The organism is Pseudomonas typographi (genome assembly GCF_014694385.1).
GTDB lineage: Bacteria > Pseudomonadota > Gammaproteobacteria > Pseudomonadales > Pseudomonadaceae > Aquipseudomonas > Aquipseudomonas typographi.
This window is the reverse complement of record NZ_JAAOCA010000008.1, coordinates 81,663-104,182: the sequence shown is the minus strand read 5'-3', so window position 1 is coordinate 104,182 and position 22,520 is coordinate 81,663. Positions and strand designations below refer to the sequence as shown.

The following is a 22,520-nucleotide window of genomic DNA, read 5'->3' as shown; positions in this document are numbered from 1 at the left end:
TGGCACGGGCCTTGCGACGGGTCCATGGTCCAGGTGGCAAGGAGTGCGGCATGAGCCAGATCTTTTTTGATGAAATGTACGACCCCAATGGCCAGGTTCGCCCGCATTACCGCGAATTCGCGCGTTGGCTCGCGGAAACGCCCGAGGAAACCCTGGCGCAGCGCCGGCGTGAAGCTGACCTGCTGTTTCACCGCGCCGGTATCACCTTCACTTTATATGGCGATGAACAAGGCACCGAGCGGCTGATTCCGTTCGACATCATCCCGCGCAGCATTCCAGCCAGCGAGTGGTGGGTGGTCGAAAAGGGCTGCATTCAGCGGGTCAAGGCGCTGAACCTGTTTTTGGCCGACCTGTACCATGACCAGCGCATTATCAAGGCCGGGGTGATCCCGGCCGACCAGGTGCTGGCCAACGAGCAGTACCAACTGGCGATGCAGGGCCTGGATCTGCACCGGGGCATTTATTCGCATATTTCAGGCGTAGACCTGGTGCGGGACGGCGATGGCACGTTCTATGTGCTCGAAGACAACCTGCGCACGCCCAGCGGCGTGAGCTACATGCTCGAAGACCGCAAAATGATGATGCGGCTGTTCCCCGAGCTGTTCTCGGCCCAGCGCGTGCTGCCGATCGACCATTACCCCAACCTGTTGCTCGATACCCTCAAAAGCTCCAGCCCGCTGGATAACCCCAGCGTCGTGGTGATGACGCCTGGGCGCTTCAACAGCGCGTACTTCGAACATGCGTTTTTGGCTCGGGAAATGGGCGTGGAACTGGTCGAAGGCGCGGACATGTTCGTACGTGACGACAAGGTGTTCATGCGGACCACCGATGGCCCCCAACCGGTAGACGTGATCTACCGCCGCCTGGACGACGCGTTCCTCGACCCGCTGGCCTTCAACCCCGATTCCATGCTCGGTGTGCCCGGGCTGTTATCGGCGTACCGGGCAGGCAACGTGGTGTTGGCCAACGCCATCGGCACGGGGGTAGCCGACGATAAGTCGGTGTACCCGTTCGTGACCGACATGATCCGTTTCTACCTCGACGAGGAGCCTATCCTGAAGAACGTACCCACGTGGCAATGCCGCAAGCCCGAGGAGTTGTCTCATGTGTTGGCGCATTTGCCGGAACTGGTGGTGAAGGAAACCCAAGGCTCCGGCGGCTACGGCATGCTCGTGGGCCCCGCCGCCACGCGGGAAGAAATCGACACCTTCCGTGCTCGCCTGAAGGCCAAGCCCCATGCCTACATCGCCCAGCCGACATTGTCGCTGTCGACTTGCCCCACGTTCGTCGAGAGCGGTATCGCCCCGCGCCACATCGACCTGCGCCCGTTCGTACTTTCGGGCCGGGAAACCCGGGTAGTGCCCGGTGGGCTTACCCGCGTAGCCCTGCGCGAAGGGTCATTGGTGGTCAACTCGTCCCAAGGTGGTGGTACCAAGGACACCTGGGTGGTCGAGGACTAGGTCGGGGACTAAGTCGGGAACTCGTGTAAGGAAAGCTCCCCATGTTAAGTAGAACTGCCTCAGATCTTTACTGGATGTCGCGTTACCTGGAACGTGCCGAGAACATGGCGCGGATGCTGGATGTAAGTTATTCGTTGTCGATGATGCCCCAGGATGGCCGTGACGGCCTCGATGAAATCGCCATGCCGCTGCTGATCACCGGCACCCTGGAGGATTACCTGGGCCGCCATGGGCAAATGCATGCCGAGCGGATGCTGGACTTCTTCGCGTTGGCCGCCGACAACCCGGTGAGCATCTACAGCTGCTTGGGCGCGGCCCGAGCCAGCGCCCATGCGGTGCGGGGGCGAATCACCGCCGACATGTGGGAAAACATCAATGCGTCTTGGCTGGAAATCCGCGGTATCGCCCAGCAGGGCCTGAACCGCTACGGTATGAGCCGCTTCTGCGAATGGCTCAAGGAGCGCTCGCACCTGTTTCGCGGCGCCACCTATGGCACGATCATGCGCAACGATGCGTTCCGCTTCATCCGCTTGGGTACGTTCATCGAGCGCGCCGATAACACGTTGCGGCTGCTCGATGCCCGTTACGAAATGATGAGCATCAAGGCGTTGGACAGCGTCGATGACGAATCGGCCTGGAGCTACTACCAGTGGAGCGCCTTGTTGCGGGCGTTGTCGTCGTTCGAGGCCTATACCGAGGTGTATCGCGATGCACCGGCGGCGCGCCCGGTGGCCGAGTTGCTGCTGCTACGGGCCGACGTGCCCCGCTCGTTGCGCGCCTGCACCGACGAAATCAACCGGATCCTTTCGGTTTTGCCAGGCATTAACGGACGGCCCGCCCAGCGCAGGGTCGCCGAGATGGACGCGCGGCTGCGCTACACTGGCATCGACGAGATCCTCGAAGCCGGCCTGCATGAATGGCTCAATGCGTTTATTGCCTCGATTCGCGAGTTGGGCGCCGCGATCCACACGTCCTACCTGGAGGTCGTATGAGACTCTCGATCAGCCACGAAACTGCTTACCACTATGATGACGAAGTGCGTGCGAGCATCCAGTACCTGCGCCTGACCCCACATGACAGCGAGCGCCAGCACGTGCTGAGCTGGCACCTTGACCTACCCAAGCCGGTGCGGGCACAGGTCGATGCGTTCGGCAATATCCTACACGTGCTCACCCTCGAAGGGCCCCATGATCACATTGTGATCAGCGCCCGTGGGCAGGTTGATATCGACGAACAACGCGAGGCCGAGCACGAAGACGGCTCGCCGTTGCCGTATCGGCGGTTCACCCGCTTGACCGAGGCCGACGACGCCCTCATCAGCTTTGCGCGCCGGCATGGCGCAAAGGGCGACCGGGCCGGGTTGATCGCGCTGATGAACGCCCTGGGTGATCACATCCTCTACAGCCCGGGAGCCACCGAGATCGACACCACCGCGGCGCAGGCTTTTGCCGGTGCCAAGGGCGTGTGCCAAGATCACGCCCACACCTTCATCGCTTGTGCCCGCAGCTTGGGCGTGCCTGCCCGCTTTGCCGCCGGCTACCTGTTCACTCCGGGCAGCGAACAGTTGGAGTGCCATGCCTGGGCCGAAGCCTGGCTGGAAGGTGCCTGGTACAGTTTTGACGTGACCCACCGGTTGGCCCGCCCAGAGCGCCACTTGAAGATCGCCGTGGGGCTGGACTACCTGGATGCCTGCCCGGTGCGCGGTGTACGCCGCGGCGGTGGTTTCGCGCAGATGCACGCCAAGGTGGTGGTGACCCCGACCGTACTCGATCAGTGAGCCGCTCCCGGGTCAGCCGAACCAGCGGCCGAGATTGGGCAATATCAGCAACAGGGTGGTGGCGAACACGATCAGGCTCGCCTGGCGGACTTTGGAATGCTTGAACATGGCTGCTCGCCTTCATTGTTGTTATCGCTCGTACCTACCGCGGGTGCTTGGTAACCCAAAAGGGATAGAGCGTAGTCAGTTTGGCCTTACTGCGGGCCACAGTGCGCGCGGCCTCCATTTGTTTTACTGTAAGCCGGATTCCTCCTTTGCTTAGAGCGGTTTCGTTGTAGTTATTCCATTTTTTATGAATAACCTGCATGGAACTTTCGCATTATCGTTTCAGTGCCGCGCGCTAGACTCGTTGCGCAGACATCAACGGGCCCACCGCCGTTCGTCAGGGGTTGCCAGCCAGCCCTGTTTCGATGCAGGCTTTTGCGCTTACCCCTATTTGCCATGAGCCGAGATTCTGCCCCATGCCGTTGCGTATTTGTATTCTGGAAACCGACCACCTGCGCCCGGAACTGGTGGCGCGTTACCAGGGCTATGGCCGTATGTTCCAGCAATTGTTCGAGCGCCAGCCGGTACCGGCCACGTTCGATACCTTCAACGTGGTCGATGGCCACTACCCCGCGCCCGGCGAACGTTACGACGCTTACTTGGTTACCGGCAGCAAGGCCGATTCGTTCGCCACCGACCCGTGGATCGAGACGCTTAAGGCATTTTTACTGGCGCGCTACAACGAAGGCGCGAAACTGCTGGGCGTGTGCTTTGGCCACCAGTTGCTGGCACTGCTGCTCGGTGGTAAGGCCGAGCGCGCCCAACAGGGCTGGGGCGTAGGCACCCACCCCTATAAGGTTGTCGCCTCAGCCCCTTGGATGAGCCCCGCTGCCCAGGGCGTCACCTTGTTGATCAGCCACCAAGACCAAGTTACCGCATTGCCCGAGGGCGCCACGGTGGTAGCCTCCAGCGCGTTCTGCCCGTTCGCCGCCTACCAGATCAACGACCAGGTGCTGTGCTTCCAGGGCCACCCGGAGTTCGTGCACGACTACTCACGGGCGTTACTGGAATTGCGCCAGGCGCACCTGGGCGACGAGGTGTACCAGGCGGGTGTCGAAAGCCTGGCCCGCGATCACGACGGCGCCACGGTAGCCGAATGGATGATGCGCTTCGTGGCGCAGGCTGCGAATACGAAGTGAGCAAACCGGGAGGGTGTTTCAGAAGCCGGCTGCGCGCCGTGGCGATGGCTGCGGCCACCCACCCGCCGGTTAGCGGCGGCGTTACAACCACCCCGACCGCTTGAAAATACCATACAGGCCCGCGCAACCCGCCCCGATCACCCCCAACACGGCGAAATAGCCATAATGCCACTCAAGCTCCGGCATGAATTTGAAGTTCATGCCGTAGATACCCGCGATCGCCGTGGGCAGCGCGAGTATGGCCGCCCACGCGGCGAACTTGCGCTGCGTCACGCTCTGCCGGGCTGATTCGAGCAGCATGCCGATTTCAATGGTTTGGCTGGCAATGTCGCGCACGCCCGCCAAGTCTTCCATTTGCCGGTTAACGTGGATTTGCACGTCGCGAAAGTACGGGCGCATGTTCTTATCGATGAAGGGGAAGTCCAGGCGTTGCAGCTCTTCGCTGATCTCCACCATCGGTGCCACATAATGGCGCAGCTGCAACAGTTCCCGGCGCAGGGTATGCAGGCGCCGGATGTCCGCCTCTTGCATGTGCCGGCTGAGCACCCGCTGTTCCAGTAGCTCGATTTCACCGTGGATGGCTTCGGTCACCGGTTGGAAGTTCTCGGTCACGAAATCGAGCAGCGCGTAAAGCACGAAATCTTCCCCATGCTCAAGCAGCAAAGGGCGGGCCTCACAGCTTTGCCGCACCTGGCGATAGGAGGCCGAGTGCCCGTTACGGCAGGTGACCACATAGCCTTTGCCGGCAAAGATGTGGGTTTCGATGAATTGCAGTTTGCCCTGCTGGCGCACTGGCGAGTAGATCACGATAAACAAGGCATCGCCAAAGGTTTCGAGCTTTGGCCGGCTATGCCGCTCCAATGCATCCTCGATGGCCAGTTCATGCAAGCCAAATTGCGCCTTGAGCGTGTTCAGCGTGTCGGCGTCCGGCTCTTCCAGCCCTATCCACACGAAATGCCCAGGTTTGCTGGCCCAGTGCTGCCCCTCTTCCAGAGGGATATCGCGTACCTTCTTGCCCCCGGCATAGACCGCTGAGGCGACGACTCTACCCATGGCATCAATGCCTTTACCCTATTGTGCAGTTTATGATCTAACCGGTGCCGGGGAGTTCTGTAAGTTGTCGCTGCTCAGTGAATCGATGCAGTGTTGCATTTGCTCGCGGCAGCGGTGCATCAGCTCGGGAATATCTTTGCTGGTCAACCCTTTGGTGGGGATCGGCGGCAGCGAGCGCACGCGCAACTCGCCGCTGTACCAGCGGTTGAAGTTCAGCCGCCCGCTGTAGCGGCTCACACACAGCGGCACGATGGGTACGCCGGCTTCGATGGCCATTTGAAAGGCCCCCTTTTTGAACGCCAACAATGTGTCGCCCGGGTTGCGGGTGCCTTCGGGGAAAATCCAGATCGAAGTGTTTTGCTCGGCGAGCATCCGCGAGGTGGTCTGCAGCGAGCGCCGCGCCTGGTAGGCGTTTTCGCGGTTCAGCAGCACGTTGCCGCCCAGCCAGAACAATTGGCCGAACAGCGGTACCCATTTCAGGCTTTGTTTTCCAATGCACGCCATGCGTGGCGGCACAACCGCCCCGAGCAGGAATACGTCCCAGTTGGACTGGTGGTTAGCGATGATCACGCACCCCGGGGGGTGGTCCAGCAGCGGGCCGACTTCAGCGTGAAGCTTCAGCCCCAGTATCCGCAGCGCCGGGTAGCTATACATGCGGGCGAAGATGCGATTGTTGTCGGGGTTGAACGGCCGCGCCAGGCCTACCAACAGGCCCAACACGCCCACCAGAAGAAAATTCAGGCCCACCAGGACCATCCGCAGCAGATAGAGCATCGGCCGAGCTACCTTTGTTCTGAAGGCAGCGAGTGTAAAGGCCTGGTGGGGCCCATCGCAAATGCACCTAAGCCATCAGCAAGTGCTTGCGGTCGAGCGCGATGGCCTGCGCCAGTGCATCGAGCAAGGGGCTGCGCACTTTGCGTTTGGTCGCCGCGTGTGCCGGCATGTTCAACGTCGCCAGTTTGCGCGCCACGGTGTGCGCTTCGGCCAACAGCGTGTCGGGGCTGGCAAGTTGGTCGAAAAAACCCACCTGCAGGGCCTGGGCCGGGTTGAACATCTCGGCATTGTTCACTGCCCGCTGCAAGCCGGCGGCGGTGAGGCGATCCCGCGCCAGGGCGATGCCGGCGTGATGCATCGTCATGCCGATCAGCACTTCGTTCAGGCCGACCTGGAACGGGCCTTCTGCCCCCAGGCGGTAATCGGCTGCCAATAACAGCAGCGCGCCTTTGGCGATAGCATGGCCGCTACAGGCCGCTACGATGGGGAAGGGGTGGGCAAGCATGCGCCGGGCCAGCGTCGAGCCCGCAGCCACCAAGTTGATCGCCTGTTCTGGGCCGCTACCCATCACCTTCAGGTCGTAGCCGCCACAGAACACCCCTGGCTGCCCCGTCACTACCACCACCGCCTTATCCTGCTCGGCACGGTCCAGGCATTGGTTGAAGGCTTCGAGCAACGCCGGCGACAGCGCATTGACCTTGCCGCTGCACATCACCAGGGTGGCCACGCCATCATCGAGTTGGTAGGTGATTAAGTCGCTCATGGGAGAATCCGTTGTTGTGATGGTGCCAGACCTTACCTGCGGGGGCCGGTGCGGTAAAGCGCCGCGGCTGACTGCACGGTCACGGCGGCTAACCGCGCCGCCCGGTTAACCGCATGAAAATTCTGCAAAAAAACCTTTGCCAAGCGTGGGGCTTTCGACTACATTAGCGCGCCTCGACAGGCTGTAACGCTGTCGGGTCTGGTGAGGTGTCCGAGCGGTTGAAGGAGCACGCCTGGAAAGTGTGTATACAGGAAACTGTATCAAGGGTTCGAATCCCTTCCTCACCGCCATTCTTTATCCTTGAAGCCCCGCATTGCGGGGCTTTTTGGTTTTTCTCCCCGGCGTCAGGGCACTGCCGCGCGCTTGCCGGCAGGCTCCAGCGGCGCGGCGCGTTCAACAACTGCCGGTACCCCAGCTTTGCTGAGCCAGGGCTCCGATACTCTAGATATGCGACTGCTGCACCGTGGTCACCATGGCACCGAGAAACAAGGCGGCTACCCGGCCCCAGGCTGACCCGCAACGGGCTGAATGGGGCGGGATCAACGTCGCGGCAACCCATTGTCGTGGGCTGTGAGGGCCAGCCAGTCAATGAAGTGGCCCGTGAGCTGGGCTATTCCGACGTGCGCACGTTCAGGGTGATGTTCAAACGGGCATTCGGCTGCACGGCTCAACAATTCAAAGGCCGGGTCGCGAGGGAGCTGATGGTGGCGCAGTGAGCACGTGCGATCACGAAACCCTCTCGTCACCTTGCGAATATTTCCTTAACAAGGATGGCGTCAACGGTGGTTCATGGCTGGGTCTCCATTGTTTAACCACCCTCGTGGTGAGTGCCGTGCGCCAATGGTCAGCAACTAACCTTCTGGCAAAGGGCCCATTCTCGTTGTGCCCGGCTGGGGGAAGGGGTACCCGGCAGCACGCGCACGGCTGGGCCCAGGGCAGGTGAGTAGTCGTGCGGTGTTGGTATCGGCGCCGGTGCCGGTGCCGAACAACCGGCCAACAACAGCAGGGGTAGCAGCGTGAAGCGCAGGCGCATCGTGGTTTTCCATCTTCATAAGGGGTAGCCACGTTATCGCTGGCCGAACGCGGCGGCTATCGATCAAGTGCTGCAAAATCTGTAAAACCCCCGTTGCGCTGGGCGCAGCGGGGGAATGCCATGGGCTCAGGCCTCCGGCTCGGCCCAGCCTTGGGTGCGGCTTACGGCTTTTTTCCACCCGCGGTACAGCCGGGCTCGATCGTCGGCCGCCAACTGCGGAGCGAACTCGCGTTCGATCACGGCTTTTTCACGCACTTCATCCAGGCTGCTCCAGAATCCAGTGGCCAGGCCCGCCAGGTACGCCGCGCCCAAGGCGGTGGTTTCGCGCATTTGCGGGCGCTCTACGAGGGTGCCAAGGATGTCCGCCTGGAACTGCATCAGGAAGTTATTGGCCACCGCCCCACCGTCTACACGCAAGGTGCTGAGCGCCTCACCGGCGTCTTGCTGCATGGCCTCGAGCACGTCGCGGGTCTGGTAGGCAATCGATTCGAGGGCGGCGCGGATCAAGTGGTCGACCTTGACCCCGCGGGTCAGGCCGAACAGCGCGCCACGCGCGTAGGGGTCCCAGTACGGCGCGCCCAAGCCGGTGAAAGCCGGCACCAGGTAAACGCCATTGCTGTCCTTGACCTTGGTGGCGAAATACTCGGTGTCGAACGAATCGTTGATCACTTTCATTTCATCGCGCAGCCACTGTACGGTAGAGCCGCCATTGAACACGGCCCCTTCCAAGGCATAGGCCACCTCGCCCTTGGGGCCGCAAGCCAGGGTGGTGAGCAGCCCGTGGCGGGAGGCCACCGCTTGCTGGCCAGTGTTCATCAGCATGAAGCAGCCGGTGCCATAGGTATTCTTGGTTTGGCCCGGCTCCACGCACATCTGCCCGAACAGCGCAGCCTGTTGGTCACCGGCGATACCGGCCACGGCGATGCCGCTTTTGGTGTGGCCATAAACTTCCGAGGATGAGCGCACCTGGGGCAGCATCTGCTCGGGGATGTCGAGCACCTCGAGCATGCGCTTGTCCCATTGCAAGGTGTGGATGTTGAACATCAGGGTGCGCGAGGCGTTGGTGTAGTCGGTAACGTGCACCTTGCCGCCGGTAAATTTCCAGATCAGCCAGCTATCGACCGTGCCGAACAGCAGCTCACCGCGGCGGGCGCGCTCGCGGCTGCCTTCGACATGGTCCAGAATCCATTTGACCTTGGTGCCGGAAAAGTACGGGTCGATCACCAGGCCCGTGGTTTCACGGATGTAATCTTCCAAGCCGTCACGCTTGAGCTGCTGGCAGATCTCGGTGCTTCGCCGGCACTGCCACACCACGGCGTTATGGATCGGGCGGCCGGTTTCCTTATCCCAGATCACCACGGTTTCGCGCTGGTTGGTGATGCCGATGGCGGCTACCTGGGCATGGCTGAGGCCCGCTTGGGCCAGGGCTTCGACCATGGTGCCGCTTTGGGTGGCGAAGATTTCCATCGGGTCGTGCTCGACCCAGCCCGGCTGTGGGTAGTGCTGGGCGAACTCGCGCTGCGAAACGCCGACCACGTTGGCGTCACGGTCGAAAATGATGGTGCGGGAGCTGGTGGTGCCTTGGTCTAGGGCGATGATGTACTGTTTTTCGGTCATGGCGTAGGGCCTTTGTTGTCGTTCGAGGTGGCGGGTGAGGGCGCTCAGGCGCGTACGTCGGCTTCTTTTTCTTCGCTGCAGGTTTGGCTGCTGGCCGCTGCGCTGCCAGGCAATTGCCGCGCGATCAGCAGCTTGTAGCCGCCAGCACCCAGGCAGGCGCCGAGGATGGGGGCGAAAATCGGTATCAGGAAGTATGGAAGGCTTCGCCCGCCGGTGAAGGCGATTTCACCCCAGCCGGCGAAAAAGGTCATCAACTTGGGGCCGAAGTCCCGCGCTGGGTTCATTGCAAAGCCCGTGAGCGGACCCATGGCACTGCCGATCACCGCAATAAGCAAACCGATCAGCAACGGTGCCATCGGCCCACGCGGCAAGCCGTTACCATCGTCGGTGAGCGCCATGATCACCCCCATGAGGATGGTGGTGATAACCGCTTCCACCGCGAAGGCTTGGCCAGTGGACAACGCCGGGTGCGGATAGGTGGAGAACACCGCGGCCAGTTCCAGGCTCGCCTGGCTGCCACGCACCATTTGGTGAACATGTTCGTATTCGAAGAACAGGCTGCTATAGAGGGTGTACACCAGCGCCGCGCCGCAGAACGCGCCGGCCACCTGGGCCACGATGTAGAACGGCAGCTTGTGCCGCTCGAAGCCGGCAAATAGCCACAGGGCGATGCTGACAGCGGGGTTCAAGTGGCCACCGGACACCCCAGCGGTGAGGTAAATGGCCATGCTGACCCCCACCCCCCAGATGATACTGACCTCCCACAGGCCGAGGCTGGCACCGCCCACCTGCAGCGCCGCCACGCAGCCAGTACCGAAGAAGATCAGCAACGCGGTACCGAGGAATTCGGCCAAACATTGGCCGGCTAAGGTAGGTCGTGATTGCGTAATTGTCATCCCGTATCTCGCTTGTTGTTTTTGTTTACGCCGTTGGGTCTTGAGTGCTCAGCCTAGGTGTGCGGGCTGGCGAAACCGCACCTTTTAGGGCCGATCAACTGCGTTATATTCGCAAACGAAAAAATATAGACATAAAGTGATGCTGTCAAAGGTCGAAAATGAACAAAATCTGTCCAAGCTTGAAACGCCCACGGTGGGCGGCCCCGATGGGTAGAATGGTGGCGCCCCGTTGCTGCCCACTGGAGTTCACCTGTGACACCTGCCCTGGAATTGCTTAAAAAAGCCCGCGCCCCCCACCACGTGCTGGCTTATGAACACGATCCGAAGGCGCATTCCTATGGTTTGGAGGCCGCTGAAAAGCTGGGGCTGGACCCCACGCGGGTGTACAAGACGTTACTGGCGGCCAGCGAACGCCACGAATTGTTGGTGGCGGTGGTGCCCGTGGCGGGTTCGTTGGACCTCAAGGCCCTGGCGCAGGCCGCGGGTGTTAAAAAGTGCGAAATGGCCGACCCCGCGCACGCCCAACGCAGCACCGGTTACCTGGTCGGCGGCATTAGCCCCCTGGGGCAAAAAAAACGCCTGCGCACCTTTATCGACTGCAGCGCAGAGGCCTTTCCCAGTATCTACGTGAGTGCCGGCCGGCGCGGGCTGGACGTCGAACTGGCGGCCAGCGTCCTGGCCGAACACACCCAGGCAACGTTTGCCGACATCGGCCGGCCCTGAGCTAAGCTCAACGCAGTCTGGTCTAGAGGCCGCGCCATGCAACTGGATTTCTACCAAGTCGATGCGTTCACCGATACGCCTTTTACCGGTAACCCGGCGATTATTTATTGCCTCGGCAGTTGGCTGGGCGATGGACTTATGCAGCGCATCGCCAACGAGCACCACTTGGCTGAAACCGCGTTCGTGGTGCCGGAGGGCGCTGGGTGGCGGATCCGCTGGTTCACCCCAGTGGTTGAAGTGCCGCTGTGCGGCCATGCCACGCTGGCTGCCGCACATGTGTTGCGGGTAATCCACCATGCCGACATTGCGCCGATGGTTTTCCAAAGCCGTAGCGGCGAATTGCGGGTGAGCGAAGAACGCGGCCGGCTGTGGCTCGACATGCCAGCCGAAACGCTCGCCGAAAAGGGGGTATCACTGGGCGTGCAGCGTGCGCTGGGGGGCGATATCGTCGATGTATTGGACGGCAAGAACCTGGTGGTGGTGTTGCCCACCGAACAGCATGTGCTAGCGTGCCGCCCCGATTTCGGCGCCATCGCGCAACTGCCCTGGCCGGGGGTGGTCGTGACCGCCAGGGGCGAGCAACACGACTTCGTTTCGCGTTATTTTGCGCCGCAGTTGGGAATCTTTGAAGACCCTGCCACGGGCTCGACCCATTGCGCGCTGGTGCCATACTGGTCGGAGCGCCTGAACAAGACCAGCCTGCGCGCCCGGCAATGTTCGGCGCGCGGCGGGGAGCTGTGGTGCCGGCTGGAGGGCGAGCGGGTGATCGTGGGCGGTGACGCTACCTTGGTGGCCAAGGGCCAATTGCTCACGGGGTTGCCGTGGCCGCAGGGTGGAACACCGTGGCCGGCGCCGCCATCCGGCTGAGCCGCAGGGTGGTACCCACGGCGGCGTCTACCTGGCTGGGTACCAGCGCTTCGAGTGCCGTGCCCTGGGGCGTGATGACCCGGTAGGCGGTATGGCCGCCCATAAAGCTACGCTGGCGCACTGTACAAGGCAGGCCGCCTGGCTCAGCCTGTAGGTGTTCGGGGCGTAACAACAATTGCGCGGTTTCACCGGGCAGATGGGCCATTGAAGCGGGCAGTGCAAACGTGCCCAGTTCCGTGTGCAGCTCGCCCTGGCCTACCCGCCCAGGCAGGAAGTAGCCCTGGCCGACGAATGTCGCGACATAGCGCGTGGCTGGGCAATGGTACAACTCATGGGGCGTAGCCCATTGCTCCAGTACCCCTCGGCGCATCACACCGACCCGGTCGCTGACGGCGAAGGCTTCGTCCTGGTCGTGGGTGACCAGCAACGCGCTGATGCCGCGCGCTTTCAGCACCTCGCGCACTTCCAGGCTGAGGCGCCGGCGCAGTTCTACGTCCAAGTTCGAGAACGGTTCGTCGAGCAGCAGCAGGCGCGGCTCCGGCGCCAGCGCGCGGGCCAGCGCCACCCGTTGCTGCTGGCCGCCGGAGAGTTCATCGGGGCGCCGTTCACCCAAACCCTGCAGGTTCACCCGCTCCAGCCAATCGCTGACCACGGCGCTGGGTGAGCGGTGCCCGCGCAGGCCAAAGGCGATGTTCCGTGCCACGCTCAGGTGCGGAAACAAGGCGTAGTCCTGGAACACCATGCCTACCTTGCGTCGTTCCGCCGGTAGGCTGTAGCCCGGTTTGGCCAGGCACTCGCCGGCCAGGGTAATCTCACCGGCGGTGGGCGTTTCAAAGCCGGCGATGGCGCGCAGGGTGGTGGTTTTGCCACACCCGGAGGCGCCCAGCAAGCAGCCGATCTCACCGGGTTGCAGGGCTAGCGATAGGCCATTCACCACCGGTTGACCGGCGTAGCTGCAGGCCAACCCGCGCAGTGTCAGCAGCGCGCTCATGCGGGGCGATAGCCAGGGGCGACCAAGCGCTCGAGCAGGGCCTTTTGCGCGTGCAGGCGGTTTTCTGCTTGGTCCCAGGCGACCGAGCGCGGGTCGTCGAGCAGGTCGTGGCTGATTTCCTCGCCGCGGTGGGCCGGCAGGCAGTGCATGAACAGCACATCGCCAGCAGCGTGGTCCAACAGGGCTCGGTTTACCTGGTAAGGCGCGAAGCGTGCCAGGCGCTGGGCGGTTTCTTCTTCCTGGCCCATGGACGTCCACACATCCGTGCTGACCAAGTGCGCCCCAGCCACCGCTTCGTACGGGTCGCGCAGCACTGTCACGCGGTTACCGGCCATTTCCAGGAACCTTGCGCTGGGCTCGTACCCTTGCGGGCAAGCAATGCGTAGGTGGAAGCCAAACTGGATGGCCGCTTCGATATAGGTATTGCACATATTGTTGCCGTCGCCGACCCAGGCCACCGTTTTACCCTGGATGCTGCCGCGATGTTCGAGGAACGTTTGCATGTCGGCCAGCAGTTGGCAGGGGTGCAGGTCGTCGGATAGCCCATTGATCACCGGCACTCGGGAATTGGCGGCGAATTCGGTGAGGGTGCCGTGGGCGAAGGTGCGGATCATCACCGCATCGAGCATGCGCGACATCACGATAGCGCAATCGCCGATCGGCTCGCCGCGGCCCAACTGCGTGTCGCGCGGCGAAAGGAAGATCGCCTGGCCGCCGAGTTGGATCATGCCAGCCTCGAACGACAGCCGCGTGCGGGTCGAGGATTTTTCGAAGATCATGCCCAGCACCCGCCCCTTGAGGGGTTCGAACAACACACTCTGGTCACGCAGGTGCTTGAGCTCCACCCCTCGGCGGATCACGCTGGCCAATTCGTCCGGCGTGAAATCCATCAGGGAGAGAAAGTGCCTAGCGCTCATCATTAACTACCTTTTTTGCAACGGACCGCGGAGATCTTCGCGAACGGCAAGACCCGCGACGAAGGCCGCTTCAGGCGGCAAAGTACAGGGGGAAAGACGCGATGCTATAAAAAAATGTCGCGTGGTTTCAAGTGTGGGGTGTGTTTCCGGGGTTTTCAGGTAAGGGCTGGTCGCGCTGGGTCCGGTTCTGGGTCCTTCATCGCTTCGCCAATTTCTGCAGCCGGGCCCACTGCTCAGCCACGTTGCGCAGGTCGACCGCAAACACTTGTACACTGCGGCCATGCGGGTTGGCAATTAATGCCAGCCAGGTTGTATCACGAACCCGCCAATAGGGGCGGTTTACCTTCGGGTGGGGCGATATCGGCTGTATATCTATACCGCAGGGCAGTTGAGCTAAAGGCAACCTATCGTGCCTTGGGCTCTCGCCCGATGCCTACCGGACCCTGATAAGGCCCAATCCCCGCGCACGGGCACGGCGGTTTTTTGATGTGTGATGGGCAGTACCTGCCGCCGTCAGCAAACGCCGGGAGGGTAGGCGGCGCAGGGTAGCCACACCCCCGTCAGGTACATCCTGTCGATTACCTTTGAACAGCTTATCGAATGGCCAGAGCACGTGATGATGCAGGCGCTGCTCATGCAACTGCGTGTGGCAACGGCGAGGGAAACCTATACAGGCCCCTACCTGAATAAAGCTTCATCGAAAAAATATGTACAAACCCAGCGTTTCATCGGCGCCCCGAAGCCTTTACGCCTGAAGTGAGTCTACCCGTTCATGCTTAACCGACGGATACAGTGAACATTGCGCCATGGAACTAGACGCTACCCCTTCTGCCAGCCCACCTCGTGTCCTTCTCATAGAGGATGAAGAGGCGCTGAGGGTGCTTGCAACAGAGGTACTCGAAGGCCTCGGCTATAGCACATTGGCTGCCTGCACGGCAGACGAAGGCCTTGCGGCTTACAACGTGAATGTGGGGTGTTGGCATTTGGTGATTACCGACGTCACTACGCCCGGAACCTCCACGGGGTGTGACGTTGCGTGGGAAGTTTACAAAAGCCGGCCTAATCTGAAGGTGCTGGTGATGAGCGGTTATCTGGCCAACCCTGCCGACCAGCTTCCGACGAATTCGGGGTTTCTGCAAAAACCGTGGTCCTTGGAGCATTTCGAGGCGATGGTCACCGGCTTGGCGCTAAAGCAACGGGCATAGTTGCCGGTATTGCGGGCAGCCACCGCTATTGGCTAGGCCTGGGACAGGCCGGGCCATTCGTCGCCGCTGCCGTGAACTCTGCTTGCGCACCACGTGTCCTTTACATAAGTGGCCACTGCCGAGCGATAGATGGCAAGCAGACACGCAGTGGCGCATTCCACAAATCCATGGCGTGGGCGATAATGGTTCCCATGCGATACAGGGAGTCACGCAATGGAAGCAAAGGAACAACAGTTGATGGAGCTGCTCGGGCTGACTGCCCGCACGCTGACCCATCTCACCGCAGCGATGACGAGCATGTCGTTTGAGTTGCTGCGAAGCGACGACGACGTCACCCGCGCGGCGGGCAAGCGGATGATCGACCGCATGGCGACCATCAGTACCGAGCTCGATGGCCATTGGCAGTTGATCGGCGAGCTTACCGGCCAGCACCTGAGCCAAGAGCAGGTCGAAACGATCACTGAGATCCAACTGCTCGGCTCCCCACCGGTGGTGCCGTTCAATTCGTGAATGAACGCAATGACCAAGCACCGCAGTCGGGTTTCCGTTACACTTGGCTACCGTGTCGACGTATACCGTTCTAGCCGAGGTCCCCATGGATATTATCGAAACCATCAAAGATCAGATTGCCAGCAACACGATCCTGCTGTACATGAAAGGTTCGCCGAACGCGCCGCAATGCGGTTTTTCGGCACGCGCCGCACAGGCGCTGATGCAGTGCGGCGAGAAATTCGCTTATGTCGATATCCTGCAGAACCCGGAAATCCGCGCCAACTTGCCCAAGTACGCGAATTGGCCGACCTTCCCGCAGTTGTGGGTAGGTGGCGAACTGGTCGGTGGTAGCGACATCGTCGCCGAGATGGCGGCCAACGGTGAGTTGCAGACCCTGATCAAGGCCGCGGTGGAAAAAGCCACCGCAGGTGCTGAAAGCAACGCCTGAGCTCAGCCTGCGCGTTAAACGGAAAAGCCCCGCGCATCGATGATGGCGGGGCTTTTCAATGGAGCGCGCGGTTAGGCCGTATAGTCGGCCCAATCAGGGCGCCTCTTCACCCATAGCCGACTGCAGGTAGTTTTCGATACCCACCTTGTCGATCAGGCCGAGCTGGGTTTCAAGCCAGTCGATGTGTTCTTCCTCGGATTCGAGGATGTCTTCGAGTAGCTCGCGGCTGCCGAAGTCGCCGACTTGCTCGCAATGGGCGATGGCCGCTTTAAGGTCGGCCAAACCTTTTTGTTCGAGCTTCAGGTCGCACTCCAGCATCTCCCGGGTGTGTTCGCCAATCAGCAACTTGCCCAGTTCCTGCAGGTTGGGCAGGCCCTCCAGGAACAGGATACGCTTGATCAGCTTGTCGGCATGCTTCATCTCGTCGATCGACTCGCGATACTCATGCTTGCCGAGCCTGTTCAGGCCCCAGTCTTCATACATGCGCGCATGCAAGAAGTACTGGTTGATGGCGATCAGCTCGTTGCCGAGGATGATGTTCAAATGCCGAATGACGCTGATATCGCCTTTCATGAAGGTACCCAGTCCGTGTGCAAAGTGTCGATGGGCGCAGTGTGCGCTGACGGGTGACGGCTGTCAAACCTAAGTGTTTGAATAATAAGTGAATTTTAATGGGAATAAGAATGTTTGAGTCTCGCGTCTTGGGCCTAAACTATTGAATTACAGGCATAAAAAAACCGGGCTAGGCCCGGTTTTGTTGAAATACGCCTATTACGCCGCGGTAAATTCCGCAGGGTAGGGCAACGCGGCATTGCACGCTGTTTGCAATTCTGCAAGGGTGCCACGAACCACTTCTTTGGCAAGGCATGCGCATTTACCACATTGTTTAGCAACACCGGTGGCGTCACGTACTTCCCGGTAACTGCAGCATCCGTCGTAGATCGCATCGCGGATCTGACCGTCTGTGACTCCCTGGCAAAGACATACATACATGGCGCGGCTACCGTCGCTTTAGGCTGTCGATGCCAGGATCTTAATGGTAATGAGAATGCTTGTCAAAATTGCCATAGGCCGATCCTTATAATGCCGACGAATGGTTGGCGGGGGAATGAGGGCCCAATGCCAACGCGAAAAACCGGCCACGAGGGCCGGTATTCGGAGGGCAGAAGACTGGCGCCGCGCTATAGGTCGTGGCTGTGCCAACCGCCCAGCGTCTTCCAACGGTTGACGATGCCGCAGAACAATTCCGCGGTTTTTTCCGTGTCGTAGCGGGCAGAGTGCGCCTCGCGTCCATCGAAGTCGATGTCGGCGCTTTGGCAGGCCTTGGCCAGTACCGTTTGGCCATAGGCCAAGCCGGCCAACGTGGCGGTATCGAAGCTTGAGAACGGATGAAACGGGTTGCGCTTGAGGTCGTGACGCGCCACTGCCGCATTCAGGAAGCCCAGGTCAAAGCTGCTGTTGTGCCCCACCAGAATCGCCCGCTTGCAGCCATTGGCCTTGATCGCTTTACGCACGCCGCGAAAAATGTCGGCCAAGGCGCTTTCTTCGCTGACCGCCATGCGCAATGGGTGGTCGAGCTTGATGCCGGTGAACTCCAGCGCGGCCGCTTCAATGTTGGCGCCTTCGAACGGTTCAACCCGGAAAAACCAGGTGTGTTCGGGAAACAAAAAGCCTTTTTCGTCCATGCCCACGGCGGTGGCGGCGATTTCCAGCAAGGCGTCGGTCGCACTGTTGAAGCCACCGGTTTCGACATCCACCACCACGGGCAGGTAGCCACGAAAGCGTGCTGCCATAGGGTGGCGGGTGCCGCCGCCGCCAGAGGAGGGTTCGAGTTCGTCGTCGTATAGGTCTTCGCTCACGCCACAGCCTCCAACAAGCGCCACCGCAGGGTTTCGCCGGCGCGCAGCGGTACTACGCTGTGCTCGCCCAGCGGCAGGTTGGCCGGCACGTGCCAAGGCTCGCGCACCAGGGTGATACGCTCGTTGTTCGGCGCCATGCCATAGAAGGCTGGCCCATGCAGGCTGGCGAAGCCTTCCAATTTGTCCAATGCACCACGTTGCTCGAAGGCCTCGGCATACAGCTCTATGGCGGCGAAGGCGGTGTAGCAGCCGGCACAGCCACAGGCGGCTTCCTTGGCGTGCTGGGCATGTGGGGCCGAGTCGGTGCCGAGGAAGAATTTGCCGCTGCCACGGGTAGCTGCGTTCAACAGCGCTTGCTGGTGCGTATTGCGCTTGAGCACCGGTAGGCAGTACAAATGCGGGCGAATACCGCCCACCAGCATGTGGTTACGGTTATAAAGCAAATGGTGCGCGGTAATGGTCGCGCCCACGTTGGCCGGGGCCTCACTGACGAACTGCGCGGCGTCGGCGGTGGTGATGTGCTCGAATACCACCTTCAAGGTAGGGAAGCGTTCGACGACCTGGCGCAGGTGCTCATCAATGAAGGCTTTTTCACGGTCGAACAGGTCGATTTCACTGCGCGTGACTTCGCCATGCACCAGCAACGGCATGCCCACCTCGGCCATGGCTTCGAGGACCGGGAAAATCAGCTCGAGCCGGGTAACCCCGGAGTCGGAGTTTGTGGTGGCACCTGCCGGGTACAGCTTGGCGGCGTGGACGAAACCGCTGGCCTTGGCATCGTGGATGTCTTGCGGCTGCGTGCGGTCGGTCAGGTACAGCACCATCAGCGGTTCGAAGCGGCTGCCAGCCGGGCGTGCGGCGAGGATCCGCTCGCGATAGGCGGCGGCCTGCTCGGCATTGCGCACCGGTGGCACCAGGTTCGGCATGATGATCGCCCGGGCGAACGTGCGCGCAGCGTCCGCCACGGTGTGTGGCAGCGCCGCGCCGTCGCGCAGGTGGATGTGCCAGTCGTCGGGGCGCAAAAGGGTGAGGCGGTCGGTCATGGAAAATACCCAGGGGCAAACTAGGGTCGAATGCTACCGGAAAAGGCCACCGCCGGCATCCGCTATCAAGTTTTCCCGGTGCCAACCGATACCCAACAGGTACACAGCCATTACCTGGGAGCCCGCCGTGCGCCAGCCTTACCTCGCCCTTGTTACCTTGTTCGCCGCCGGCCTGGTCACGGCGCCTGCAGGGGCGTTCACGTTCCAGTCTCGGCTGGAAAACGTTCAGTGGAAGGTCGAAGGCGATCAATTCGAATGCCGGCTTACCCAGCCGATCGAGGGCTTTGGCAGCGGTGAGTTCCTGCGCCGGGCCGGGGAAAAAGCCGTGTTCCGGCTGCGCGCCGACACACCCCTGCTGGGCACCGGCAACGCCACCTTGCTGGCAGCCGCCGCGCCCTGGCAGCCGGGGCGTGGCGACGTGAACCTGGGCGGCGCGCGCTTGGCCAGTGGCGAGGTGGTGCTAGCCAGCAGCCAGAGCCAGGCCGCCGGCTTGATCAATGGCCTGCTCGAAGGCCGTAGCAGCGTGGTGCGGGCATTCTCCAGCGACACCGGCAAGCCCATGGAGGTGCGCGTGCTGCCGGTCAGGTTCACCCAGGCCTGGGCCGACTACCAAGCCTGCAGTACCAAGTTACTGCCGATGAGCTTTGACCAAGTGCGCCTGAGCCAGGTGGCGTTTCCCTCGGGGGTCGAGCTCGACACGGCCGGGCGCAAGCGCCTGGACACCGTGGTTGCGTACATGAAGGCCGACCCTAGCGTCAACCATGTGGAGCTCGACGGCCATTCCGACAACAGTGGCAACCGCCTGGCCAACCGCGAATTGTCGCGCCGGCGGGCGTTGGCCGTGGCTGACTACCTGACCCAACACGGTGTACCGGATTCGCAGGTGGTAGTGCGCTTTCATGGTGAACAGTACCCGGTGGTGCCGAACAATTCCCCCGCCAACCGCGCCCGTAACCGCCGAGTGAACATTCAGCTCGATCGCCTTACGGTGCAGCCCGCCGCGCCCGCGCCCGCGCCCGCGCCAGCCGCCACTGCTGTGCCGGCCCCGGCGCCCGCAGCCGGACCCAACGCACCCGCACCGGCCGCTGTGGCAGCGCCCCGGGCCTGACTGCGCTATGCGCGGGTGGTGTTTCAGGCGTTCGCACAAGTATTGAAGGGCGAAGTTGTTATCAGGCAACGCAGCGTGGCAAAAAAGGGACGGCCACACCTTGCGCAGTCAACTTCTGAAACAGCACACCGGCGTCGCTTGGTTAACATTTGCTGTCGCGGCCCTGTAAAAGCAGTGGGGCCAGGGGTAGAATCACGGGTTTTCCGTACAACCCCGTGGAGTGATGGCATGGCGGACGTAAAAAAGGTCGTTCTGGCGTATTCCGGCGGCCTGGACACTTCAGTGATCCTGAAGTGGCTGCAGGACACCTACAATTGCGAAGTGGTGACCTTCACCGCTGACCTGGGCCAGGGCGAGGAGGTCGAACCCGCGCGTGCCAAGGCCCACGCGATGGGCGTAAAGGAAGTCTACATCGATGACCTGCGCGAAGAGTTCGTTCGCGATTTCGTGTTCCCGATGTTCCGTGCCAACACCGTCTATGAGGGCGAGTACCTGCTCGGTACGTCCATTGCCCGCCCGTTGATCGCCAAGCGGCTGATCGAAATCGCCAACGAAACAGGGGCCGACGCCATTTCCCACGGCGCCACCGGCAAGGGCAACGACCAGGTGCGTTTCGAATTGGGCGCCTATGCGCTCAAGCCCGGCGTTAAGGTGATTGCCCCATGGCGCGAGTGGGACCTGCTGTCGCGGGAAAAACTCATGGACTATGCCGAGAAACACGCGATCCCGATCGAACGCCACGGCAAGAAGAAATCGCCTTACTCGATGGACGCCAACCTGCTGCACATTTCTTATGAAGGCGGGGTGTTGGAAGATACCTGGACCGAGCACGAAGAAGATATGTGGCGTTGGACCGTCTCACCGGAGAAGGCACCCGACGCGCCAACCTACCTGGAACTGACCTACCGTAACGGTGACATCGTGGCGCTCGACGGCGTCGACATGTCGCCTGCCACCGTGTTGGCTACCCTCAACCGCATCGGCGGTGAAAACGGCATCGGGCGCCTCGACATCGTCGAAAACCGCTACGTAGGCATGAAGTCCCGTGGCTGCTACGAAACCCCCGGCGGCACCATCATGCTCAAGGCGCACCGGGCTATCGAGTCGATCACCCTGGATCGCGAGGTCGCCCACCTGAAGGATGAGCTGATGGCGCGTTATGCCAGCCTGATCTACACCGGATACTGGTGGAGCCCGGAGCGCCTGATGCTGCAGCAGATGATCGACGCCTCGCAGGCAAATGTGAACGGCGTGGTACGCCTGAAACTGTACAAGGGCAACGTGATGGTCGTGGGGCGTAAATCTGACGATTCGCTGTTCGACGCCAACATCGCGACCTTTGAGGAGGATGGTGGCGCCTACAACCAGGCCGACGCTGCCGGCTTCATCAAGCTCAATGCACTGCGCCTGCGCATTGCTGCCAACAAGGGGCGCTCTTTCCTGTAAGGGCTTCCTATAAGGGGCTGCCCCCATGAAAGCCCGGCCTTCGTGCCGGGCTTTTTATTAGCCAAGCCTGCGCGACACGGGGGGAGGGCAATTAGGCCGGCGCGGCCTGGATCACCACCACGAGTGTGCAGCAGTGCCCTGGTGTGCGCCGGCTTTGGTGCTGTAGCAATGCCAACGCCTGTGAAATATTGCCCAGCACCACGTCCGGCGCTTCATCGGCGCGGTGATCCAGCCGTATCCGTGGCCCGGCCGGCAAAGCGTCACTGCCAGCCAGCTCCACGGCCGGCGTTGCCAAGGTTGGAGTTTCGTCAGGGGCATACAGCGCCCTGTGGTTGAAATTCAACGTCACAAAAAAAAGCAGCGTCAGAAACGGTGGGAAACCAATGAGAAACCAAACGTACAACCGCTTACCTTCGTGATCGAGCAGCGGCAGGCTGGCCAAGGCCGACGCTTCGATCATACCCGCGAAGATCGCGATAATGGCCAGCGGGTTTTTGACCGGAAGGGTGTTTAACATCTCAAGCCTCCTTGTGAATCTTGGATGTCGGGCGAGGAACGGCTTAAGACTAAATTAACCATGTTGTGAGCTCGGGTAATTATGTAGTTGTCTTAAGCGGGCCACCTCAGAACCTGGGAAATATCATTTTGTCGCGAATTGGCTGATTGCTGCCCTAGTGGCTTTGTGTAAGGATCTACTGTGCTAGAGCGCAAGGTGCGCACCTGCGGTGCCAGCGCAGGTGAATTATTTCATTTCGTTGCTTGTAGGAAGTTTCCGAAATTATATGGGGTATTTCTTTCAAGGTCTGTGTAACTATCAGTTGCTCATGAGAGCCCCGGTTTTTGTTCTGGCTGGTTTAATAATTA

The 22,520-nt window shown here is 61.2% G+C and carries 24 protein-coding genes and 1 tRNA gene; 13 read left to right on the top strand and 12 right to left on the bottom strand.

Annotated features, from left to right (window positions below; translation table 11 throughout):
* Positions 1 to 50: 50 nt before the first annotated feature.
* From HAQ05_RS08285 to HAQ05_RS08270, 4 genes are all read left to right on the top strand, one after another.
* The gene (locus HAQ05_RS08285) at positions 51 to 1,460 is read left to right on the top strand and encodes a circularly permuted type 2 ATP-grasp protein (RefSeq protein ID WP_190419291.1); all 1,410 of its coding nucleotides are present in this window, start codon (positions 51 to 53) and stop codon (positions 1,458 to 1,460) included.
* 41 nt (positions 1,461 to 1,501) lie between these two features.
* On the top strand, positions 1,502 to 2,452 hold the full coding sequence (locus tag HAQ05_RS08280) for an alpha-E domain-containing protein (RefSeq protein WP_190419289.1): 951 nt from the start codon (positions 1,502 to 1,504) through the stop codon (positions 2,450 to 2,452).
* Complete coding sequence (locus HAQ05_RS08275) at positions 2,449 to 3,237, top strand: transglutaminase family protein (RefSeq protein WP_190419287.1); 789 nt, start codon at positions 2,449 to 2,451, stop codon at positions 3,235 to 3,237. The genes HAQ05_RS08280 and HAQ05_RS08275 overlap by 4 nt, the downstream gene beginning before the upstream one ends.
* A gap of 461 nt (positions 3,238 to 3,698) precedes the next feature.
* Complete coding sequence (locus HAQ05_RS08270) at positions 3,699 to 4,421, top strand: amidotransferase (RefSeq protein ID WP_190419285.1); 723 nt, start codon at positions 3,699 to 3,701, stop codon at positions 4,419 to 4,421.
* A gap of 81 nt (positions 4,422 to 4,502) precedes the next feature.
* Here HAQ05_RS08270 and HAQ05_RS08265 read toward each other — a convergent pair whose 3' ends face one another.
* The 3 genes from HAQ05_RS08265 to HAQ05_RS08255 all read right to left on the bottom strand — a co-directional run bounded on the left by HAQ05_RS08265 (position 4,503) and on the right by HAQ05_RS08255 (position 7,011).
* The gene (locus HAQ05_RS08265; RefSeq protein ID WP_190419283.1) at positions 4,503 to 5,474 is read right to left on the bottom strand and encodes a magnesium and cobalt transport protein CorA; all 972 of its coding nucleotides are present in this window, start codon (positions 5,472 to 5,474) and stop codon (positions 4,503 to 4,505) included.
* A 30-nt stretch (positions 5,475 to 5,504) separates the two neighbouring features.
* Entirely contained in the window at positions 5,505 to 6,248 is a 744-nt protein-coding gene (locus HAQ05_RS08260) for a lysophospholipid acyltransferase family protein (protein ID WP_190419281.1), read from the bottom strand.
* Between the two features lie 67 nt (positions 6,249 to 6,315).
* A complete protein-coding gene (locus HAQ05_RS08255; protein WP_190419279.1) occupies positions 6,316 to 7,011 on the bottom strand; it encodes a crotonase/enoyl-CoA hydratase family protein in 696 nt (231 codons plus the stop codon).
* Between the two features lie 200 nt (positions 7,012 to 7,211).
* Here HAQ05_RS08255 and HAQ05_RS08250 point away from each other — a divergent pair.
* Positions 7,212 to 7,301, top strand: a tRNA-Ser gene (locus tag HAQ05_RS08250).
* 869 nt (positions 7,302 to 8,170) lie between these two features.
* Here HAQ05_RS08250 and glpK read toward each other — a convergent pair.
* Positions 8,171 to 9,661: a glycerol kinase GlpK gene (glpK, locus tag HAQ05_RS08245; RefSeq protein WP_190419277.1), complete on the bottom strand. Its 1,491-nt coding sequence runs from the start codon at positions 9,659 to 9,661 to the stop codon at positions 8,171 to 8,173.
* Positions 9,662 to 9,705: 44 nt separating this feature from the next.
* Entirely contained in the window at positions 9,706 to 10,557 is an 852-nt protein-coding gene (locus tag HAQ05_RS08240; RefSeq protein WP_190419276.1) for an MIP/aquaporin family protein, read from the bottom strand.
* Between the two features lie 252 nt (positions 10,558 to 10,809).
* On the opposite strand from HAQ05_RS08240, the gene ybaK reads away from it, so the two are divergent.
* Both ybaK and HAQ05_RS08230 read left to right on the top strand, forming a co-directional pair.
* The gene (gene ybaK / locus HAQ05_RS08235) at positions 10,810 to 11,280 is read left to right on the top strand and encodes a Cys-tRNA(Pro) deacylase (RefSeq protein ID WP_190419274.1); all 471 of its coding nucleotides are present in this window, start codon (positions 10,810 to 10,812) and stop codon (positions 11,278 to 11,280) included.
* Positions 11,281 to 11,316: 36 nt separating this feature from the next.
* Positions 11,317 to 12,147 (top strand): PhzF family phenazine biosynthesis protein, encoded by an 831-nt coding sequence (locus HAQ05_RS08230; RefSeq protein WP_190419272.1) that lies wholly within the window; start codon positions 11,317 to 11,319, stop codon positions 12,145 to 12,147.
* On the opposite strand, the gene HAQ05_RS08225 is transcribed toward HAQ05_RS08230, so the two are convergent.
* Together HAQ05_RS08225 and argF are read right to left on the bottom strand one after the other, a co-directional pair.
* Positions 12,089 to 13,138, bottom strand: coding sequence for an ABC transporter ATP-binding protein (locus tag HAQ05_RS08225; RefSeq protein ID WP_190419270.1), 1,050 nt, complete (start codon positions 13,136 to 13,138; stop codon positions 12,089 to 12,091). The genes HAQ05_RS08230 and HAQ05_RS08225 overlap by 59 nt on opposite strands.
* A complete protein-coding gene (gene argF / locus HAQ05_RS08220; protein WP_190419268.1) occupies positions 13,135 to 14,055 on the bottom strand; it encodes an ornithine carbamoyltransferase in 921 nt (306 codons plus the stop codon). The genes HAQ05_RS08225 and argF overlap by 4 nt, the downstream gene beginning before the upstream one ends.
* A 616-nt stretch (positions 14,056 to 14,671) precedes the next feature.
* Here argF and HAQ05_RS08215 point away from each other — a divergent pair.
* The 4 genes from HAQ05_RS08215 to grxD all read left to right on the top strand — a co-directional run bounded on the left by HAQ05_RS08215 (position 14,672) and on the right by grxD (position 16,200).
* Entirely contained in the window at positions 14,672 to 14,815 is a 144-nt protein-coding gene (locus tag HAQ05_RS08215; RefSeq protein WP_190419266.1) for a hypothetical protein, read from the top strand.
* Positions 14,816 to 14,861: 46 nt separating this feature from the next.
* Positions 14,862 to 15,260 (top strand): response regulator, encoded by a 399-nt coding sequence (locus HAQ05_RS08210; protein WP_190419264.1) that lies wholly within the window; start codon positions 14,862 to 14,864, stop codon positions 15,258 to 15,260.
* A gap of 213 nt (positions 15,261 to 15,473) precedes the next feature.
* Entirely contained in the window at positions 15,474 to 15,770 is a 297-nt protein-coding gene (locus tag HAQ05_RS08205; RefSeq protein WP_190419262.1) for a hypothetical protein, read from the top strand.
* A gap of 85 nt (positions 15,771 to 15,855) precedes the next feature.
* On the top strand, positions 15,856 to 16,200 hold the full coding sequence (grxD, locus tag HAQ05_RS08200; protein WP_190419260.1) for a Grx4 family monothiol glutaredoxin: 345 nt from the start codon (positions 15,856 to 15,858) through the stop codon (positions 16,198 to 16,200).
* A gap of 93 nt (positions 16,201 to 16,293) precedes the next feature.
* On the opposite strand, the gene bfr is transcribed toward grxD, so the two are convergent.
* From bfr to pyrC, 4 genes are all read right to left on the bottom strand, one after another.
* The gene (bfr, locus tag HAQ05_RS08195; protein ID WP_190419258.1) at positions 16,294 to 16,773 is read right to left on the bottom strand and encodes a bacterioferritin; all 480 of its coding nucleotides are present in this window, start codon (positions 16,771 to 16,773) and stop codon (positions 16,294 to 16,296) included.
* A gap of 198 nt (positions 16,774 to 16,971) precedes the next feature.
* Positions 16,972 to 17,193 carry a bacterioferritin-associated ferredoxin gene (locus tag HAQ05_RS08190; protein WP_190419256.1) on the bottom strand — a complete coding sequence of 74 codons (222 nt, stop codon included), beginning with the start codon at positions 17,191 to 17,193 and terminating at the stop codon, positions 16,972 to 16,974.
* A gap of 188 nt (positions 17,194 to 17,381) precedes the next feature.
* A complete protein-coding gene (rnt, locus tag HAQ05_RS08185; RefSeq protein WP_190419254.1) occupies positions 17,382 to 18,059 on the bottom strand; it encodes a ribonuclease T in 678 nt (225 codons plus the stop codon).
* Positions 18,056 to 19,102, bottom strand: coding sequence for a dihydroorotase (pyrC, locus tag HAQ05_RS08180; protein ID WP_190419252.1), 1,047 nt, complete (start codon positions 19,100 to 19,102; stop codon positions 18,056 to 18,058). The genes rnt and pyrC overlap by 4 nt, the downstream gene beginning before the upstream one ends.
* A gap of 127 nt (positions 19,103 to 19,229) precedes the next feature.
* On the opposite strand from pyrC, the gene HAQ05_RS08175 reads away from it, so the two are divergent.
* A complete protein-coding gene (locus HAQ05_RS08175; protein ID WP_190419250.1) occupies positions 19,230 to 20,210 on the top strand; it encodes an OmpA family protein in 981 nt (326 codons plus the stop codon).
* Between the two features lie 228 nt (positions 20,211 to 20,438).
* Positions 20,439 to 21,656 carry an argininosuccinate synthase gene (locus HAQ05_RS08170; RefSeq protein ID WP_190419248.1) on the top strand — a complete coding sequence of 406 codons (1,218 nt, stop codon included), beginning with the start codon at positions 20,439 to 20,441 and terminating at the stop codon, positions 21,654 to 21,656.
* A gap of 91 nt (positions 21,657 to 21,747) precedes the next feature.
* On the opposite strand, the gene HAQ05_RS08165 is transcribed toward HAQ05_RS08170, so the two are convergent.
* Positions 21,748 to 22,173: a hypothetical protein gene (locus HAQ05_RS08165; RefSeq protein ID WP_190419246.1), complete on the bottom strand. Its 426-nt coding sequence runs from the start codon at positions 22,171 to 22,173 to the stop codon at positions 21,748 to 21,750.
* Positions 22,174 to 22,520 lie beyond the last annotated feature (347 nt).

What these genes read in the sequence shown, in the direction of transcription:
- glpK (WP_190419277.1), bottom strand. Translation starts at nt 9,661, where the DNA reads ATGACCGAAAAACAGTACATCATCGCCCTAGACCAAGGCACCACCAGC.
- HAQ05_RS08230 (WP_190419272.1), top strand. Translation starts at nt 11,317, where the DNA reads ATGCAACTGGATTTCTACCAAGTCGATGCGTTCACCGATACGCCTTTT.
- pyrC (WP_190419252.1), bottom strand. Translation starts at nt 19,102, where the DNA reads ATGACCGACCGCCTCACCCTTTTGCGCCCCGACGACTGGCACATCCAC.
- bfr (WP_190419258.1), bottom strand. Translation starts at nt 16,773, where the DNA reads ATGAAAGGCGATATCAGCGTCATTCGGCATTTGAACATCATCCTCGGC.
- HAQ05_RS08240 (WP_190419276.1), bottom strand. Translation starts at nt 10,557, where the DNA reads ATGACAATTACGCAATCACGACCTACCTTAGCCGGCCAATGTTTGGCC.
- HAQ05_RS08255 (WP_190419279.1), bottom strand. Translation starts at nt 7,011, where the DNA reads ATGAGCGACTTAATCACCTACCAACTCGATGATGGCGTGGCCACCCTG.
- HAQ05_RS08225 (WP_190419270.1), bottom strand. Translation starts at nt 13,138, where the DNA reads ATGAGCGCGCTGCTGACACTGCGCGGGTTGGCCTGCAGCTACGCCGGT.
- HAQ05_RS08210 (WP_190419264.1), top strand. Translation starts at nt 14,862, where the DNA reads ATGGAACTAGACGCTACCCCTTCTGCCAGCCCACCTCGTGTCCTTCTC.
- HAQ05_RS08260 (WP_190419281.1), bottom strand. Translation starts at nt 6,248, where the DNA reads ATGCTCTATCTGCTGCGGATGGTCCTGGTGGGCCTGAATTTTCTTCTG.
- HAQ05_RS08275 (WP_190419287.1), top strand. Translation starts at nt 2,449, where the DNA reads ATGAGACTCTCGATCAGCCACGAAACTGCTTACCACTATGATGACGAA.
- HAQ05_RS08190 (WP_190419256.1), bottom strand. Translation starts at nt 17,193, where the DNA reads ATGTATGTATGTCTTTGCCAGGGAGTCACAGACGGTCAGATCCGCGAT.
- HAQ05_RS08205 (WP_190419262.1), top strand. Translation starts at nt 15,474, where the DNA reads ATGGAAGCAAAGGAACAACAGTTGATGGAGCTGCTCGGGCTGACTGCC.
- grxD (WP_190419260.1), top strand. Translation starts at nt 15,856, where the DNA reads ATGGATATTATCGAAACCATCAAAGATCAGATTGCCAGCAACACGATC.
- HAQ05_RS08170 (WP_190419248.1), top strand. Translation starts at nt 20,439, where the DNA reads ATGGCGGACGTAAAAAAGGTCGTTCTGGCGTATTCCGGCGGCCTGGAC.
- HAQ05_RS08165 (WP_190419246.1), bottom strand. Translation starts at nt 22,173, where the DNA reads ATGTTAAACACCCTTCCGGTCAAAAACCCGCTGGCCATTATCGCGATC.
- HAQ05_RS08280 (WP_190419289.1), top strand. Translation starts at nt 1,502, where the DNA reads ATGTTAAGTAGAACTGCCTCAGATCTTTACTGGATGTCGCGTTACCTG.
- HAQ05_RS08215 (WP_190419266.1), top strand. Translation starts at nt 14,672, where the DNA reads ATGATGCAGGCGCTGCTCATGCAACTGCGTGTGGCAACGGCGAGGGAA.
- HAQ05_RS08285 (WP_190419291.1), top strand. Translation starts at nt 51, where the DNA reads ATGAGCCAGATCTTTTTTGATGAAATGTACGACCCCAATGGCCAGGTT.
- HAQ05_RS08270 (WP_190419285.1), top strand. Translation starts at nt 3,699, where the DNA reads ATGCCGTTGCGTATTTGTATTCTGGAAACCGACCACCTGCGCCCGGAA.
- argF (WP_190419268.1), bottom strand. Translation starts at nt 14,055, where the DNA reads ATGAGCGCTAGGCACTTTCTCTCCCTGATGGATTTCACGCCGGACGAA.
- HAQ05_RS08265 (WP_190419283.1), bottom strand. Translation starts at nt 5,474, where the DNA reads ATGGGTAGAGTCGTCGCCTCAGCGGTCTATGCCGGGGGCAAGAAGGTA.